Here is a 17,463-nt window from a genome sequence, read left to right as displayed (position 1 = left end):
ATCTGATGCGAGGGACCTCCAGAATCGTCTCACCTTCACTTCGTGGGCTTTGGCATCTGCCCAGTGCTGCTCCGCGCCACTGTGGGGTACATAACCGAACGTCTGCGCCCGGCTACTTAGCCGGGAGCTCTGTTCGCGACAGGTGCTGTACCTTTTCATGCGCGGCCATGATCTGGCTCAGGTCAGGCTCAACGTAAACGATGTTGGAAATGGAATCATCGTCGATGATTGCCTATCACTGTAAATAACGATGGCGCTGCTGTCAGCCAGCAGTGATCTGCCCAACGAAATTACCCGCTACGCCTCCAGCGATGGCGACAACCAACGGACTATTCAGGAAACCGCCAAGGCGGTCGGAAAGACGTTTCAGTCGATTTCGGAAATTCTTCGATTCCTCGCCATCATCCTTGAAGACGAACAGCCGACCAACCGAGCCGATGAGCTGATCTGCCAAAGCTCGCACGTCGGCAGTGCCAGTGACCGCGACCTCAGCCAACGCCTCTTCAACGCGCGCTAGGAGATGGAGAACATACTCGCGGACCTCATCGCTAAGGTTGGTATCTTTGATGTCTGACTTCAGGCCTTCTAGCTCGTCGCGCAGCTCAAGAAATTCCCTGGTCTCAACGATTCTCCACCTGCCATATGTGAGCGCGGAAACGATGGCGTCGAGAATCACGAGCGTATCTTCTTCGAAGGCCACCCAATTAATGCCGGTCTCGTTCATGCGATATTCAGTTGCGAAGATACAGCGCCACAGACGGGGCTCAATTCTTTTCCAGGAGTTTTGCAACCGCGGATCCTTGCGCTTCTCGACCTGTGCTTCCATATCGACCATCAGGTTGACCGCTTCTATATGAGCCTCCCACCAGTGCCGCCCGCCTCGCATCTGAAGCAGGTTCTTCCTGGATTCCACGGGTTCGGCCCAGGCCGCCATAAGCTGTGCCAGCTGCTCTGCACTAGAGGCGGCCAAATTCTCTTCTGTTTCCACTCTCTGATTCTCCCGCCAGAGGACCCTTCCCTTGCAACCCATCCATCTGCACTGAAACGGCTTGCGAGCTGGGGCAAGACCAAGTCGCCGACATCCGCGAGATCGCCGAATGCGTCCAGCTAAACCTCAACACCCCGCTGGACACGAAGAGCTTAGCAGAAACATGTGGCCAGCCGTCGTGGACCTGCGCTGCGCCACCACCGATGCACTGGAAACCGTCTGGCAGAGCGCGCTCAAGGCCCCGAGGTGAGGCATTACCAACGATCAGTCAGTTCGAAAGACGCTCAACCTTCTCTTCCAGAAAGTCGATTCGTTCAGAGATGACCTTCGTGATCTCCGCAAGACTGCGTGAGGCCTGGTGGACGCTCATGGCACTCTTAAGAAGCGTTTCGATATATCGACTGGCGACCTTGATGGAGCGGCCAGCGTCATCGGCCTCGCTGTCAGGCCAAGTGTCACGAACACCATGCCAGTAGGCGACGGCCTCCTCGATATCCCTGTCGAGTCGATTCATCAACCGTTGGATGTCGCTAGCAACGGAATGCACGTCACTGTCACCATTCTTGCCCACACCTCGATTTTAGCGGGCCTGTCGTTGATGATCACCGCCGGGGGTATGAAATGAACACCACTGACCCTCACCCCACCCAGGCTGACGTCGCTATCAGCACCAGCCCGCAGAAGATCACCACCCTGTGGTATGCCGGCAAACTCAACGGCTACCTAGTCCGTACCCAGGAGTCCGGACGAATCCAGCAGCTTCTACATCGACTCAGTGGCCGCGTATCAACGCCGCCAAGAGTCTTCTACTACTTTGTGGCGGAGAAGGTGAATGATATGACCTGAGCCTGGTTCTTCGCCATCAGCGAGACCATCAAGGATGGCTTCTTCGCGCTTCAGAGACTCAAGCCCTGGGAATACGAACGTCAACGGGCTCAGGATAAGAAGCGATGCGCAGCAACATCGACGCCGGTATGGGGCGCCCCATCGCCCCAACGATCATCATCTCGACGGCCCCATACGGCCTAAGCGTCGCCGGAGTGTTGAAGTCAAGGCGGAAGAAGTCGCCTCTATTGACAATCTCTTCAATGGCCATGGCTTCTCCTCGCTTGTTGATAAGCTGCCAGAGGTCCCCGCGACTTACGACGATCTCCAGCGGCGGCCCTTCAAGGGTGGCTCGCAGCGCCCGGAGTTCCGCGATTTGCCTAGACAGTTCAGAGACCTGCCCCTTTGCCGCGACAGCCTGCTCGGCAGATTCCTTCGCCTGTCTCTCGGCGGCATCGGCTTGTCGCTCCGCCAGACGAGTCTGCTCCTCGGCATTCCTCTTGGCTTCTTCGGCCTCTCGTTTCGCCTTGGCCGACAGATTCGACCAGTACCAAGCAAACCCGGCACCAAGCAAGGAAAGAACTGCGCAGATCGTGGAAACCCATTCAAGCATGTGGGCAGTCTCCCACGCTTCAGCTGCTGGCGGCACGAAGAAGGCCAGCGAGCAGGCAGCAGCGTCACGTCGGAAGGCGGACGAGGACTCCGCCAAGAGGGGCGAAGCCGTGCCGGTCTGCATGGACGCGAGGATTCCGCGACAAGAGACTGCAGACGCTTTAGACATTTTGCGCCAGACGGTCTACCAGATCATCAGCTAATCTTGGCCGGTCTTGTGGGAGCAGCTTCGCATCTCCACAACTAAAGCTGCGACTAGAGCGGCAAACAGCAGCAGGAAGAACCACACGCGCTGGTCCTGGAACAGTGGTAGGAACGACAAGGCCAAGCACACGAGCCCGCAGAACAGCAGGAGAAGTGCCGCGCGCCGATTCTTGTTTAACTTGACAGCAGGCATTATTCTTCACCTCTTCATAGAGTTCAGTGATCCCCACACGACTGCCGCAAAGCAAGTCCGAATAGCAAGATGCCCTACCACGACATCGCGAGGGAACTTGTTGGACTATTTTGACCACGAGGCTACCCCCTCGCCGCCTTGCCACAATAGGGTACATTCGAGTCTTTATGTATCTACCCGAAGGGCAGCGAATCCCAGACGAAATCGAATCCCGTATGACTACTAATTTCACCGGCCCCGGCAGCAATCGGGCGGTTCTAGGACCTCCACATGGCCGACACGCAGCCGACAGACAGAATGTCTGGTCAGCAATGGCGAAGATGGCCCCCGGCCGCGGGGGTGGTGTGCTTCGCGCTATCTGTGGCCTAGGGACGGCTCAGCACCCGCCCGGCCGCGGCGAATCAGCCGGTCCCTACGGCAGAGCCCTCAGGACCAGGACCCTCTCCTCGATCAGCCGGAACAACGGGATCCAGGTGAAGAACCGGGTCCGGGGGTCGATCCGCCTCATTCCCTCGGACAGGAGGACGTCGCGCTCTGGACGGAAGCCGGGCGCGACGGTACGGCAGAACTCGGCGCCGTTGCGGCAGCCGTAGGTGAATCGCGCCCCGGACGCGGCTATCGACTTCTCCCTCCCGAAACGCTGGAACAATGGGGTCATGACCTCGACCAGCGCCGTCGCCCCGGGGAAGGCGTCGTGGATCAGGCCCATCAGGGATCTCAGGTCCTGGACGGTCAGGTACATGGTCAGCCCCTCGACGATGACCAGCACCTCGCCGGTAGCCTCCACCTGCTGCGGCCATCCGGGGTCCATGGCGGAGGCGGCGATCATCTGGACTCGCTCGATGCGCCCTAGCAACCGCTCCCTGAGTTCGATCACCGATGGCAGATCGAGGTCGTACCACCGCACCTGCCCGTCGTCGACGCGATGGAACCGGGTGTCCAGCCCGCAGGCGATGTTGACGACCGTGCCGCCGGGGTGCTGGGCGAGGAAGTCGCGGACGAGATCGTCAAACAGCAGGGTGCGTGCCGCGGTCCCGGCAGCCATGGCCCGGTCGGAGCGGGCGGCGGAGAAGTCGTAGTCGAGCCGCGCGACCATGTCGATGGCCTGCGGGTCGGACAGCAGGTGCGGATGGGACTGGGAGTACTGGGCACGGGCATGCAGGGTCAATAGCATCGTCTCCGGCACCCCGGTGAGAGTCACTTTCTCCATGAACCCAGTATCGGCCCTCATCAGAGGACCTGAACAGGTGTCAAGGCTCAGCAATCCCGCACCGCGGAATCACCACCGACGCGCGCACCCAGCGCGCCTTCTGTCTCACCGGCGCAGCGCCTGGCTGCCGCTCACCACACATCGATGCTCCACGAGTAGACCGGGACTCCCTCCTCGGTGGCCATGCCTTCCAGACGGAACGGTATGACGCTTCCATCGCGGTATTCAGGCGTGCAGGAGTAGCCGTCGGCCCGGTGCTCCGAGACGAGACTGGCCACCTTCTCGTCGCAGAGGTCCTTGCGCTCGACGATGCCGGCGGGGACGAAGACCCGGTTCAGGGGTAGCTCCTGGCCGCCGAAACGCACCGGAAGCAGGTACAGGGGAGCCAGCTTCCCCTCCGCTGCCAGGGCCTCGGCCTTCAAGACGGAGTCGACCGTCGCGTAATCAAGCGGCTGTGGTTGCTTCCTGCCCAACCAGTCGAGAAAACCCATCATCACCTCCGTCTACGCGCCTACAACTCACCTGAAGCGCGCTTATGGATCTGTTCCCCTGTAACCAGCCTAACCAGGTGGCGACGGCAAGACACGGAACCCGGCCAGGGGTCATCCGAAAAACTGACACGCGCGGATGCGGTCCGGGATCAGAATCCCAGACCCTTCAGCCAGTTCTGCAGGTCCTCCTGGCGTCTCCCGGTGTCCTCACTGTCCCAGGCCCCCAGGTTGTGCTCGCCGGCCAGGGCTCCGTCGCGCAGGTAGACGACCCGGTCCGCGAGGACTGCGCAGGCGGGGTCGTGGGTGACCATGACGATGGTGGTCCCCTCCACATTGATGTCGTTGAGGGCTTTCATCACCTCTCGCGTGACCGTGCTGTTGAGCGCACCTGTCGGCTCGTCGGCGAACAGGATCTTCGGCTCGGTCGCGATGGCCCGGCACAGCGCGGCACGCTGCAGTTGCCCACCGGAGACCTCGGTGACGCCGTGTGTGGCCACGTGCTCGATGTCGAAGCGCTCCATCAGCTGGTCGACGCGCTTCCTCGCGGCGTCGCGGGACTCGGGGAAGGCCTTCAGCACCGGCAGCAGGATGTTGTCCCGGAGCGACAGGTTCGGCAGCAGATAGGCCTGCTGGAACACGAACCCCATCGTGGTCAGCCGCAGGTGGCTCATCTCGGAGTTGCTCAGCCCGGTCAGGTCCTGGCCGCTGAGCAGCACCTGCCCGCCGGTCGGCCGGTCCATGCCGGAGAGGCTGTACAGCAGCGTCGACTTCCCGGACCCGGAGGCCCCCATGACGACGAGGAACTCCCCGGAGCGCACCTCCAGGTCGATGCCGTCGAGAACCTGGACCGGTGGGTCTGCCGACTCGTAGGTCTTGGTGAGACCGTGGCATTCAAGCATCACTTCATAGCGCCGCATGGATTCCTTTCACTGCCGGGCGAGCCAGGAGCTCTTGTCGGCGCGGAGCAGGACACGGGACATCAGGAGGGCGACGAGGCCGCCGCAGGCGACCAGCACCAGCGGGCACAGCACCCAGACGAGAGGGCTGGGCACGAACGCCAGCTGCGTGATCCCCATGCCCGCCGCCGAGATGGCTGCCCCGGCCAGGCGCTCACCTGCCGTCACGGTGAACAACACCCCCGCAAGAGCACCGGCCACGACGCACAGCAGGGTCTTGGACAGCAGCTGTGCCGCGAGCTCCCGCCCGGAGAAGCCCAGCGCCGACAGCACCCCGTGCTGGCGGCGGTCGCGGGTCAGTCGCAGGCGCAGGAAAAGCACCGTGATCAGCGTCGCGACGCCGATCCCCATCACGCACGAGACCAGCGCCGCCCCGCGCAGCGCCCCGGTCACATAGGAGAGGGTCTGCGACGCGTACCGGGCCATCGGGAACACGGTGCTGCTGGGGAATCGCTGCGCATAGTCGGAGGCGACGGCATCGACGTCCACGCCTGGCCCGACGTCGGCGTAGAAGATGTAGCTGACGGCCCCAGAGGTGACCTTGCCACCCAGTTTCGCGGTGTATCCGCCGCTGGTTGCGTCCTGATAGACGCCACTGACCGTCAGGGTCACGGGCTGCCCGTCGGCCTGCATTGAGATGGGCTGGCCAGGCCTGACCCCGAGCTTGCGGGCGTTCAGCACCGACAAGGCGACCTCCCCGCTCCGCGGGCCGGTGCCCTCCAGGAACTCGACGGTGGAGCCCGAGTAGTCGCCGGCCTCCAGCCGCATCGTCTCCCACCCGTCGGGGCCCTGGACCTGCCGGATGACGTTCGCGTAGACGATCCCGTCCCGCAGCCGGGAGTCCTCGCTCATGGCGGCCAGCATCGCCTCACGTTCCGCGTCGGCGTTCTCGCCCTTCACGTCGATGCGCAGATCGTATTCGGGGGCACCCAGGTAGGTGATGAACTGGGGGCTCTCGAAGGTGGTCAGCAGGTTCAGCGGCAGCGTGACCTGGACGGTAGCCAGGAAGAACACGACCGGGATCAGCACCCATGAGGCGGCCTGCGTCCGCAGGTCGAGGAGGACCAGCCACCAGTTCATGCCGCGGCCCTTGAGACGATCCAGTGAGACGCGGTGAGCCCGGCGGGCCAGTTTCCGGGACCGCCGCACCATCGCCGTGTCGCCGAGCATGCTGCCGTGGACGAGCGCGTTGACCACCTGGGCCCGTCCCACCCCGCGCAGCACCCCCCGGCACAGGCCCATGACGGTGGCGTAGACCACCAGCAGCGCGACCACCGGCACCACCAGCGACATCCCACCAATCGGCGCCCTCGCGTAGTTGACCTGGATGGTCTGGGTCAGCAGGAAAGTCGCCCCGACGGCCGCTGCCCCGCCGAGCAGGCAGGAGACGGCGGTCATGAGCCGGTATTTGACCAGGAACAGGCCCGAGATCGTGGCGTCGGGCAGGCCGATAGCCTTCATCGCCCCGATCTGGTGCACCTCGTCCTCCAGCGTGCCGCGGATCACGAACCGCAGGCTGAGCAGGGCGATCGCGATCAGCAGGAGGCTGGCGAGCACCAGCACGACGGCGACTATCCCATCGCTGATGGCGTTGATCATCTGGATCATCACGAAGGTAACCGCCGGCCCGTTCTTCGGCAGGCCGGGATCCGCCGCGTAGGCGGTCTGGAAGGCCTGCGCCTGCCCGGGATCCGCCAGGCGGTACTCGGCGATGATCTCCGGGCTCCCACCGCCCGCCTCGCTCAGGGCGGCGAAGTCGGCATCCGAGACCAGGAACCGGGTGGCCGTCGACATGGAGGAGGCCATCTGGGGGTCGCGGACGAATCCTGCGATCTGCAGCGACCGCACCCCCGCGGTGGTCCTGATGCCGAGAACGTCACCGGCCTGGAGGCCGAACCTCTGCTGGTAGGCGACCGGCACGTACACCGTCCCCGTCTCGGGATGGGCCACCTGCGAGTTCTCGTCGAGGAGGAAGTCGAATCTGGGGTTCTGGGTGACGAACAGGTTCTCGACGAGGCTGCCCGACATGTCCCCGGAGATCCCCGCCGACGGCCTGCTCCAGGTCAGCGCGGCGGAGTCGTAGTCGAGCATGCGCACGACCACGCGGTCAGCGATCTCGGGATGCTGCCCAGCGAACCGGTCGAGCGAGTCGGCCGAGTAGTCGCCCGCGTGCATCTGCAGGAAATGGGGTGGCTTACCAGCCTCGAAAAGCTGGTTCATCGAACCGACCAGCCGTTCCATCACCATGCCGCCGGTGACCATCAGGAAGGCGCTCAGCAGGATCAGGACGGCCAGCGCGATGTTGACGCCCTTGTTGCGGCGCAGATCGCCCAGGGCGTAGCGCATCGCCATCTCGTCCCGGATCCCCATGCCCCCGAACACCATCAGTGCCTCCGGGCCACCAGCCGCAGATCACTGGTTCCAGCAGTACCAGAGCGCATCTCAGCGCCTCTCCACGACTTCCGGGAAGCCGTCGAAGGGCATCGGATCATGGACCGTGACGATCCACCGGGTTTCCTGCACTACGAACATGATCTGAAAGTCTCACCGTCGAGGATGATTACCCGATCATCGTAACCGCCGGCGACGCCGTTCGTGCGGAAATGACATCATCCGCATGGATTTGGCAGTGCACCTTCGTAACCCCGCCCCGCGGCCCCTCCCGCGCACGCCACCACCCAAGGCCCTGTCCAGGACCCGGCCCCGAGATGCCCGGATAAGTCCATCGCTCGGCTCCCTCGGACGAGTCGTCGCGGAACTCGATGGCGGACCGCCCACAGCAGGAGCATCACCAGGGCGAAGGACCACAAGCGGGCCGCCTCTGGTGGGGCGGCCTGCTGCGGATTGAGCGACTGAGTCAGCTCAGCGCAGATAGTGACGCTGATCGACCTTCTTGCCCTCATACCAGAGGCGAGCCTGCTGCGTGGACTCCAAACGAGAAACCTCCGACACCGGCACATCCCACCAACTCGAACCAGGCGGATTCGGACCATACAAATCAGTCTCGATATGAATCATGAGAGGCCCTGAACCGCCCTGAGCCTGGGGTGAGTCCTTCCGGAGCCGACTGATGCTGGAGGCCATTAGGTTAGGTCGTGATGCGTCTGTTCTAGCCGCCTCGCCGCAGGAACCGCAATCCCAGGCGCTCACAAACTCAGGTCAGCCCCAGTCAGAAAATCCATCTAACGCCCCGAGAGTATATCCGATGGATAAATCGGCAGAGTAATCATGATTCGGACCCAGCCAAAAATACCAAACACAATCCAAAGAACACAGACCAAAACAAGCAGCTCCGATGCCACAGGCGATCCAACCACCAAAGAGTTGCCGCCCGGAGTACTCGAAGCTAATACTTGAGATGCTTTCATTGGCAGAAACATGAAAACAAAATCACTTTGCCCAACAAAAATTGCTCGCATAGCACCCTCAAGCGCTGGTAAAAATATCCAAAAACTCCCCAAGGCAATAGTTATAGCAAGACTTCTACTTCGGGTCAAAGCAGCTAGAACCAGACCAAAAACGAAATATATTCCCAAGGACGCAGAGGCTTAGTCAGAATGTGTTTCTGTAGAATTCGAGTGCGGCTACTGTGGTGATTGTTTCTGGGAATGTTGTGAAGGGTCTGCGGTAGTCGGTGTGGAGAATTCTCCAGGTTTTGAGGTTGGCGATGACTCGTTCGATCATGTAGCGTATCGCGTTTACTGACTTGTTGAACCTTTTTTCTTCTTCTGTGTGTTGTTGTTTCGGTTGGGTTCGGATGGGGGTGATCATGCCGAGTCCGATGTATCCTTTGTCGCCGATGAGTTGCCCGGTGGTGATGTGGTCGAGTAGGCCGGTTTCTTTGAGTGCGTGTGCGTCATGGGTGCGGCCGGGCATCGGGTCGGAGATGAAGGCGAGCCGTCCTGTCAGGTCGCATGCAACCTGGACGTTGACGCCGGTGGTTTTGTGTTTGCCGGAGTACAGTTCTGGCATGGTGCGCCATGACCAGGTCGGCAGTAGGGTGCCATCGACGATGAGTGGTTCGCTGACATCAAGGTCGTCGACCGTGGGGGTGCAGTCCTGCAGGGCCTGTCCCAGGATGGGCATCCAGGATGCGATGGTTCGAGAGATCGTTTTCTGGGAGACGTGGAACTGGTCGGCAATCGATGCTTGTGTGCGGTTGGATCGCAGATAGATCAAGGCCACAACAACACACTTGTACAGTCCTAGTGTGGGTTTCCGTCCTGCTCGGGAGGCTGGTGCCTCGCGGAGGTCATGGATGCGTGCGACAAGGTCGGTGATCTGTTCGCTGCTAAGACCTGTGCTAGAGTACATGGGAAGGCTCAACTTTCGATTGACTGTGTTGGTACTATCAATTATTCAGGAAGTTGAGCCTTCCTCGCGCATACCGACACGCACAACACGTCAATTAACTATTGCAGCCACCGATTCTGACTAAGCCTCGCAATTTGGATAAAATAAGAAGAAAACCAGTAAACAGCAAGCCCCTCTTCTTGAAGAACAGTAACAGTTCCACCACCTAAAACTAGCCAAGCAAACAGAGTCGATAGAGTAATCCAGAAACCCGTAACGAGAACCATAGCCAACCCCAGCAGAAGCTTAGCAAATATCACCGACTTCCTTCCCAGCGCAGAAAATTCGGCGGCCATGGTTCCATCGTTCAAATCCGGAAGACAGGTCCGGATTCCCAATAGAACCATCATCGTGTTTGCCGGTATTTGCATTGCCGAAGCAAAGGATAAAACCTCTAAGGGAGAAGAGGGTAAGCCCTGACCCTTGAGAATCTCAAAGCCTGCAATAAAAACCCATGGCAAAACACCAGATAGGGCTAGGCAAACACTAGCCAGCCAGAAGTTATGCCGAATCGTGAAAATCTTATCAGCCTCTACCCTGACATGCCTAAAAGCGATTAAAAAATTATTCATACACTATCCCATTATGTATTCCAGCTGCCGCCAGAGCTCCTCTCAGTTCTGGACCATATTCCCATATCCCCCTAATAGGAAGATTCCAGCGGAAACAAAACCGCAATATTTCTTCCATAGATCGATTGGGAAACCGAAGCATACCGGAACCATCCACCTCAAGGTTCAGAGACCATTCACGCTCGACAGTAGACCTAAATTTCTCCAAATCAATCGGCGCGACGATAACCTGAATTTGCCCAGACCGAACGAGAAAAGAATGCGAATCACCAAAATATTTCACATTCCCAGACTGCAACACAATAAGAGAATCAATCACCTTTGCTAAGGGGTCAAACTCATGAGAAGATATGAGCACAACCTTCCCCTCCGAAGCCGATCTATTAATCAATGACTCCAGCCCTGCTACACGTTCTGAATCCAGGGCTAAGAAAGGCTCATCAAGTAATAGAACTGGCGCCTTGCTAGCAAAGATTCCGACAAGCCCTATAGCGCGATATTGCCCTAGCGACATAGTACGCGGCGAATGATGGATCAAATGTGCCAGCTGAAGCGTTTGCAATATTCCAGGTAGACGTTTTACGTCTATGTCAGATCTGCGCGATAAGATGGAGAGATGATCAGTGAGCCGTCGACGCTGATGATGCCCCTGACTTGAAGTCAGTAAGGCAACCTGTTGAGGGCGCTGTACTTTTCCTTGATACGGGATCAAATCAGCAATAACATGCATCAAGGTTGATTTCCCGCTCCCATTAGGGCCTACTAAACCGTATGAATGACCTCCTTCAAGTATTAAATTGATATGACCCAGCACAATATGCCCTTCTCTTTCGACAGTAAGAGCATCAACTTTAACCAGCGGGAGGAACGAGTCATCCATAATTTATCCCTTGCAATCTGAAGGCACCAATTGGTTCGTTACCAATCAATTGGGTGTTCAACGGAAGCGAATGAGAGGTAAGCAATATAAGACGATCCGACGCCTGCTGCTTTAGAAGTTCCCCCATCCTATTGGTAGTCTCTGCATCAATGCCATTAAAAGGCTCATCAAGCACCCAGACGGGCTCAGTAGCCGCAAGATTGCAGACAAACCAGGCTTTTCGGCGAGTACCTGTAGACAGAGCCTCCGGAGGCTTATTAATATGTTCTTCTAAACCGAGTTCGCGCGAAATCTCTCGCAAGTATTCTGTTGAGCATCCGTATCTACGTCCATATAGATGCAGATGGTCACTGATTGTCACACCAGGAACAAGCGCAGGACTACTACGTTGAAGTTTCAGTCCTGCAACACGATGTCCAGGTCGAACCTCCTGTCCATTAACACTAACACTGCCCGCCAGAGGCACTAGGTAACCAGCCAATACCTCGAATAATGTTGACTTGCCAGAACCATTAGCGCCATCCAATCTGAACCACCCCGGTCCATCAATATGAAAACTGAGATCTGTAAAAACAGGTTGATCGCGCCAATATCCGGCCGACAATCCAACAACATTCACCGCCCCCATAGTCATAGCCGAACTCCCGGATATACCAGCTTCTGCTTTCTGGAACAGGCCCATAGAAAAACTCCAAATATAACGAGAAGACCAAGCATCCCAAACACGGTTTGCCAGAGAAAGAGTGCATAAACAACTGCACAGAAAAATGCCTGTATAAAAGCCAAAATCAACAAGCGACTATCTGCCAAACTCCCGCGTCGCGCCACGATGGAAGCAGCTGCCAGAACTGCAACGACTGGAGTAAGAGCGAGACCAATGCAATGCATCATAGGATATCCAAGAATGACAAATAGCATGGCAACAGCAATAATAAAAGGTAGTGCAGATGCTATGGTAACAAAACCTACTCTTAAGGCAAGTATTTTAGGGGAGGCCCCCATCTCGAAATGATGACGCAGGCGGTCGAGCATCCCTGCTGGCCCAATTGAGACCAAACGAATGGCAGAGAAGGCCATTAAGGCTGAGAAGAAGATATAAACCAGGATTTGGCGCGATACATCGGTCAGATCAAATTTCGCTGCCCCCAACAAGGATACAGAAAAAATAGTCCATCTAACATCGGGCGACGCCCAAGTGTCTCTCAAATACTTAGGGCTTGCGATAGGGAAAAGAAACCCAGTCAATGTGCTTTCCCTTGCTATGGATACTTCTGCCTTACGCGCTTCTATGGTGAAACCACCGCCAGCTCTGAACGAAGGAATCAAAATCCAGATCCCGAGAAAAGCAAGACCGATTGCAGGGATCCAGTTCCAAGGACTCCACGAGGCAGCGGCAGCCGAAAGCCAGGTGACTACATCCTGAGATGAACTTTGGCTACCTCTAACAATAGACCCAAGAATGCCGCCAAGCGCGATTCCAGCTAAGGCATTAAATAAGATTACCGTAATTATTTTAGATAACCCGTGCTCTTTCTGGGAGGCGAACCGGAAGTGGCGGACGCGGACACCTATGCGAAGCAATTCTGCTCCAATCCATGTAGCAATCAATACCAAAGCTAAATTCCGTTCAGCAGGATACAAAGCCACAAGGGTAGAAGTTGTAATAAGCGGTGTCCCAGTGAGTACAATAAAGGGCAATCGGGGTAGTACTTCATGGGTGAACCCCACATGTCTAGCTTCTAGCGCCATCGATTGCCAGATTTGTCGATCAGAAAATAGCAGTTCCGAGCCCTGCGCCCCTAGCCCAGCAGAATCTGCGAGCGCAAACAATGTCATTACAATGGCAGGTAACCCAGCCAGCAAGACACCATGGGTAGAATTCGATAATCCGCTTTGTCCAGCATCGAAGAACCCAGAGATCTCACGCAAGTTGAGTAGTGCTGCATTTCCCCAAGCCCTGATAGCCGCCACAACTGAAAGAGCAACGCCCACCGTTAGGCTTCCTATGAGTATTACAACCATGCGCGGAGATACCCTAAGAGCCATACGGGTCAGTAGCCTCACCAGAAATAACTCGGCTGCGGCCCTCCAAGGCCTTCCCTTTTCAGAAATGAGACTTACTCTCATCGGTTGTCATTTCAGTAACTGTGATTCCGGCCCAGACGCAAAGTCCGAACATGAATGCCATTCCCAAAAATAACAGCATCTGATACCATCCAGGGAATAACCAGGCAACAGCAGCTACCATCACGCCTCCTCCACCCAAGAAAGCCATGGCAAGTTTAGGATGACCTCCGCCGAGAATCAAAAGTACAACTAATAATAAACAGACTAAGACAGCAACAGCTAACCCTCCAACGGTTTTCACTTCATCAAGCCTGCCTGAGATCTCGCTACCAATGGCCACAGTGGGTACCAGCAAAACCAGTAGTATAACAGTCACGATTGGACGGAACATCGTTTTGAACATGAAGATAGCTCTCCTCTCAAGAGATCCACTCAAACAAAAGGTAGCAGAAGTACCAGCCCTACATCTACAATTCGAAGTATCTTGTTTCTGGGCCGGGCAGAAAGCCAGACGGCGACACCCATGAGTGGGATATAGGCGACACAAAAGAGTGGTTTTGTTACAAGATTTACCTCCCCAGTTACGGCAGTCAACAGATCAGGAAACGTCAAACCGATTAACACTGGACCCATAAGCCAGCCAGGAAAGAGTCGGCCTTTCGCACCAGACCTTGCGATAGCAAATCTACGAACCAACACGAGGGCTAGTACTCCAATTACCCAGCTCACCGTGAGTCCAAGGCCGGTCCCGACTTCCAATGCTTTCTCCGCCATCCCAGCAGGAAGATCAGACATGTCAGGCCCATGCTCTCGATTTGCGAGAACAAAATGGAACATTGCCGGATACTTAATTATCTGCACGATCCCGATGGCTAACGCGGATCCCCATAGCCATATACGCCATTTAGAATGAACAGATGTCTGCGTAGATCGCGATGCTCTTAGAAAGAGATTCATTGAGGCTTATTCATGGGGTGTAGGTGAATATGATTCCGAGGATGGCGTTGATGGTGGTTGCGAAGGTTGTGTAAGGGCGGCGGTAGTCGGTGTGGAGGATGCGCCAGGTTTTCAATTGCGCAATGAGTTTGTTCTATGATGTAGCGGATAGTGTTGATCTTTTTATTGAACTCCTTTTCGCTATCGTGTAATTCGCGGTCGACGGGTTTCTTGATCGGGGTAATCAATCCCGGCGCCGGAGTGTGGCCTTTATCACCGATATGAACTACGTGATCAATGACGTCGAGGAATCGGGAGTCTTTCACTGCTGTGAGGTCATAGGGTGCTTGTCTGGGAAAGGTTGTGAAACCCATGCAACCCTTCCCTCCTGGGTGCAGGCCACCTAGATGGTGACTCCGGTGGTGTGGTGTTTACCCGAGTACAGCTCTGGATGCTGCCGCCAGGACCAGCACAGCTAGGAGACTGTGCCGTCGAAGGTTCAGCTGCTGGGCCGGATCAAGGTCTTCCACGGCAGGAACCCGAGACCGAAGGGTCTCGGCGATGAGTGGGACGTAGGCGTTGATAATCCTACTGACCGTGGATTGAGAAATCTCAAACAGCTCCGCGAGCAGTTCTTGGGTGAGATTGTGACGTAACGTTAAAAGTATGAGGCGAATACTCGTGAAGAGACCGAGGGCTCTTGATCCAGCCAGCAGGTAGCTGGCCTTTGGTGTGGGTGTGGATGCCTGCGCACAGGTCAAGGACTTCACTGGCATCGAGTTTCGTGCTAGCATTCCCGACTGACGGCTTGTTCTTGATTTTTGTTTTCACACCCAATTATCTCAAAGAGCAAGCCGTCCCTTACGTCCTCCAGTGCGTGTCAACAAACCCCATGAATAAGCCTCCTTGTACCACAATGGTTGAGTCTCCCCCGGCCTGGGACGATAGTCGCCGCTTAAGACAAGCCATCCCCCGATCCGTCTCGCGAGTTTTGTTGAGTTTTCCACAACAACCTTCCTCAACAGTCTTCCCAAAACTGATCAGTTGAGTCTAACAAAGAATCTCAGGCAGATCGAGAGTTTCGTAAGCGGGTTTCATTTTCCCTTGTCAGATCGGCGTGCCCCGGCTGGTCGTCGTTCTCTAGTACGGCTCGAGCACCCACTGAAATGACAGTAACAGTCCGTTCGGTAGGCAAGCCATCAACTTAGCTGTCATGACAAGACAGCGGGCCGCCCCCGGTGGAGCGGCCCGCTGCGGATTGAACGGATGAGCTGAGTCAGCTCAGCGCAGATAGTGACGCTGATCAGCCTTCTTGCCCTCATACCAGAGGCGGGCCTGCTGCGTGGACTCCAAACGAGAAACCTCCGACACCGGCACATCCCACCAACTCGAACCAGGCGGATTCGGACCATACAGATCAGTCTCGATATGAATCATCACCGGGCCATCAGACGCCACCGCCTCCGCGTAGGCCCTGCGGAACTCGTCCATGCCGTGGACGCGCAGCACCTTGATGCCCCACGACTCCGCGTTGGCGGCGATGTCGACGGGCAGCAGGTCTCCGTCGGCGTTGTGCGGGGTCTCGCCGCTGCGGTACCGGGTGCCGAACCGCTGCGACCCATGCGACTCCGACAGCGCGCCGATCGACGCGAAGCCGTAGTTCTGCAGCAGCACGAAGATCACCTTGACCTTCTCCTGGACGATGGTCGCCAGCTCCATCGGCAGCATCTGGTAGGTGCCGTCGCCGACGATGGAGACCACCTCGGCGTCGGGCCGCGCGAGCTTCACGCCCAGCGCCGCCGGAATCTCGTAGCCCATGCAGGAGAAGGCGTACTCGACGTGGTACTGCTCCGGCGTGGAGGCCTGCCACAGGCACTGGAGGTCGCCCGGCATGGAGCCGGCGGCATTGATGACAACGTCCGCCGGGCCCATCAGCTCGTTGAGTGCGCCGAACACTTCCGTCTGGGCGGGCAGCGGCGTCTGGTCGCGGTGGTAGCACTCCTGGGTCTTACCTGCCCAGCAGGCCTTTAGCTCCGCGATGCGTGCCGCGTACTCGTCGCTGACGTGGTAGCCGCTGAGGGCCGTAGTCAGCGCCTCCAGCGACTCGCGGGCGTCGCCGACCACCATCTCCGCGCTGTGCTTGGCCGCATCAAAAGCCGCCACGTTGAGGTTGACGAACTTGACGTCAGGATTCTTGAACTGGGTGTGCGACGCGGTGGTGAAGTCCGAGTAGCGCGTCCCGATACCGATCACGACGTCGGCCTCGTCGGCCAGGGCGTTCGCCGACGCGGCCCCCGTCGACCCGACGCCGCCGACCGCCGCGGGATGGTCGTGGTTGATGGCTCCCTTGCCGGCCTGGGTGTCCGAGACGGGAATCCCCGTGGCATCCGCCAGGGCGCGCAGCTGCTCAGCGGCCGCCGCGTAGATCACGCCACCGCCGGAGACGATGAGGGGCTTCTTGGCGTCGCGGATGATCCCGGCGGCCCGGGCGATGGCGGCGGGCTCGGCCGGTGGGCGGCGCACATGCCAGATGCGTCGCGCGAAGAACTCCTCCGGGAAGTCGAAGGACTCGGCCTGCACGTCCTGCGGCAGGGCGATGGTCACGGCCCCCGTGTCGGCGGGGTCGGTCAGGACCCGCAGGCCCGCCAGCAGCGACGGGATGAGCTGCTCGGGACGCTCGATGCGGTCGAAGAACCGGGAGACGGGACGGAAGCAGTCGGTGGCGGCGGTCATCGGCGAGACCGGATCCTCGACCTGCTGCAGCACCGGGTCGGGCCACCGGGTGGCGAACTGGTCGGAGGGGAACAGCAGCACCGGCAGCCGGTTCGTCGTCGCCAGGGCCGCGCCAGTGACCATGTTCAGCGACCCGGGGCCGATCGACGAGGTGCACATCCAGGTGCTGAGCCGGTTCGTGGTCTTGGCGTAGGCTGCGGCCGCGTGCACCATGCCCTGCTCGTTGCGGGGCATGATGTAGCGCATCCGGCCGCCGTCGGGCTCCGGATCCACCTCGTTCTGCAGCAGGGCCTGCCCGATGCCCGCGACGTTGCCATGGCCGAAGATGCCGAAGGCGCCCGCGATGAGGCGCTGCTCGACGCCGTCGCGTTCGCTGTACTGGTTGACGAGAAAGCGGATGATTGCCTGCCCGACGGTGAGACGCACTGTAGACACGGGTTTTC

General features: G+C 58.3%; 20 protein-coding genes. 1 reads left to right on the top strand and 19 read right to left on the bottom strand.

Features of this window, described 5'->3' with window-relative positions:
- Nucleotides 1-262: 262 nt before the first annotated feature.
- Nucleotides 263-988 (bottom strand): hypothetical protein, encoded by a 726-nt coding sequence (locus SK1NUM_RS01410; RefSeq protein ID WP_212324390.1) that lies wholly within the window; start codon nt 986-988, stop codon nt 263-265.
- 268 nt (nt 989-1,256) lie between these two features.
- Nucleotides 1,257-1,559, bottom strand: coding sequence for a hypothetical protein (locus tag SK1NUM_RS01405; protein ID WP_212324389.1), 303 nt, complete (start codon nt 1,557-1,559; stop codon nt 1,257-1,259).
- A 50-nt stretch (nt 1,560-1,609) separates the two neighbouring features.
- On the opposite strand from SK1NUM_RS01405, the gene SK1NUM_RS01400 reads away from it, so the two are divergent.
- A complete protein-coding gene (locus SK1NUM_RS01400; RefSeq protein ID WP_212324387.1) occupies nt 1,610-1,834 on the top strand; it encodes a hypothetical protein in 225 nt (74 codons plus the stop codon).
- Nucleotides 1,835-1,892: 58 nt separating this feature from the next.
- On the opposite strand, the gene SK1NUM_RS01395 is transcribed toward SK1NUM_RS01400, so the two are convergent.
- From SK1NUM_RS01395 to iolD, 17 genes are all read right to left on the bottom strand, one after another.
- Nucleotides 1,893-2,549 (bottom strand): hypothetical protein, encoded by a 657-nt coding sequence (locus SK1NUM_RS01395; RefSeq protein WP_212324385.1) that lies wholly within the window; start codon nt 2,547-2,549, stop codon nt 1,893-1,895.
- Between the two features lie 75 nt (nt 2,550-2,624).
- Entirely contained in the window at nt 2,625-2,822 is a 198-nt protein-coding gene (locus SK1NUM_RS01390) for a hypothetical protein (protein WP_212324383.1), read from the bottom strand.
- Between the two features lie 412 nt (nt 2,823-3,234).
- Nucleotides 3,235-4,032 carry a class I SAM-dependent methyltransferase gene (locus tag SK1NUM_RS01385; RefSeq protein WP_212324381.1) on the bottom strand — a complete coding sequence of 266 codons (798 nt, stop codon included), beginning with the start codon at nt 4,030-4,032 and terminating at the stop codon, nt 3,235-3,237.
- Nucleotides 4,033-4,163: 131 nt separating this feature from the next.
- Nucleotides 4,164-4,526 (bottom strand): hypothetical protein, encoded by a 363-nt coding sequence (locus SK1NUM_RS01380; protein ID WP_212324379.1) that lies wholly within the window; start codon nt 4,524-4,526, stop codon nt 4,164-4,166.
- Nucleotides 4,527-4,672: 146 nt separating this feature from the next.
- Nucleotides 4,673-5,440, bottom strand: a complete 768-nt coding sequence (locus tag SK1NUM_RS01375) for an ABC transporter ATP-binding protein (RefSeq protein ID WP_212324377.1) — start codon at nt 5,438-5,440, stop codon at nt 4,673-4,675.
- A gap of 9 nt (nt 5,441-5,449) precedes the next feature.
- Nucleotides 5,450-7,864, bottom strand: coding sequence for an FtsX-like permease family protein (locus SK1NUM_RS01370; protein WP_223927715.1), 2,415 nt, complete (start codon nt 7,862-7,864; stop codon nt 5,450-5,452).
- A 797-nt stretch (nt 7,865-8,661) separates the two neighbouring features.
- Nucleotides 8,662-9,015 carry a hypothetical protein gene (locus SK1NUM_RS01365; protein WP_212324375.1) on the bottom strand — a complete coding sequence of 118 codons (354 nt, stop codon included), beginning with the start codon at nt 9,013-9,015 and terminating at the stop codon, nt 8,662-8,664.
- A gap of 16 nt (nt 9,016-9,031) precedes the next feature.
- On the bottom strand, nt 9,032-9,793 hold the full coding sequence (locus SK1NUM_RS01360; protein ID WP_212324267.1) for a transposase family protein: 762 nt from the start codon (nt 9,791-9,793) through the stop codon (nt 9,032-9,034).
- Between the two features lie 98 nt (nt 9,794-9,891).
- Nucleotides 9,892-10,404, bottom strand: a complete 513-nt coding sequence (locus tag SK1NUM_RS01355; protein WP_212324373.1) for a hypothetical protein — start codon at nt 10,402-10,404, stop codon at nt 9,892-9,894.
- Nucleotides 10,397-11,284, bottom strand: a complete 888-nt coding sequence (locus SK1NUM_RS01350; protein ID WP_212324365.1) for an ABC transporter ATP-binding protein — start codon at nt 11,282-11,284, stop codon at nt 10,397-10,399. Before SK1NUM_RS01350 ends, SK1NUM_RS01355 begins: the two co-directional genes overlap by 8 nt.
- A complete protein-coding gene (locus SK1NUM_RS01345; protein ID WP_212324363.1) occupies nt 11,277-11,966 on the bottom strand; it encodes an ABC transporter ATP-binding protein in 690 nt (229 codons plus the stop codon). The genes SK1NUM_RS01350 and SK1NUM_RS01345 overlap by 8 nt, the downstream gene beginning before the upstream one ends.
- Nucleotides 11,915-13,276: a hypothetical protein gene (locus SK1NUM_RS01340; RefSeq protein ID WP_212324361.1), complete on the bottom strand. Its 1,362-nt coding sequence runs from the start codon at nt 13,274-13,276 to the stop codon at nt 11,915-11,917. Before SK1NUM_RS01340 ends, SK1NUM_RS01345 begins: the two co-directional genes overlap by 52 nt.
- A 112-nt stretch (nt 13,277-13,388) precedes the next feature.
- Nucleotides 13,389-13,754, bottom strand: coding sequence for a hypothetical protein (locus tag SK1NUM_RS01335; RefSeq protein WP_212324358.1), 366 nt, complete (start codon nt 13,752-13,754; stop codon nt 13,389-13,391).
- A 29-nt stretch (nt 13,755-13,783) separates the two neighbouring features.
- A complete protein-coding gene (locus SK1NUM_RS01330; RefSeq protein WP_223927713.1) occupies nt 13,784-14,212 on the bottom strand; it encodes a hypothetical protein in 429 nt (142 codons plus the stop codon).
- Nucleotides 14,213-14,304: 92 nt separating this feature from the next.
- Nucleotides 14,305-14,661 (bottom strand): transposase family protein, encoded by a 357-nt coding sequence (locus tag SK1NUM_RS01325; protein WP_212324356.1) that lies wholly within the window; start codon nt 14,659-14,661, stop codon nt 14,305-14,307.
- A gap of 57 nt (nt 14,662-14,718) precedes the next feature.
- Entirely contained in the window at nt 14,719-15,063 is a 345-nt protein-coding gene (locus tag SK1NUM_RS15370; RefSeq protein WP_223927711.1) for a helix-turn-helix domain-containing protein, read from the bottom strand.
- A gap of 505 nt (nt 15,064-15,568) precedes the next feature.
- On the bottom strand, nt 15,569-17,455 hold the full coding sequence (iolD, locus tag SK1NUM_RS01315; protein ID WP_212324352.1) for a 3D-(3,5/4)-trihydroxycyclohexane-1,2-dione acylhydrolase (decyclizing): 1,887 nt from the start codon (nt 17,453-17,455) through the stop codon (nt 15,569-15,571).
- Between the last annotated feature and the right edge of the window lie 8 nt (nt 17,456-17,463).

This window comes from Arachnia rubra, from assembly GCF_019973735.1.
Classification (GTDB): domain Bacteria; phylum Actinomycetota; class Actinomycetes; order Propionibacteriales; family Propionibacteriaceae; genus Arachnia; species Arachnia rubra.
This window is presented reverse-complemented; position numbering and strand designations above follow the sequence as displayed.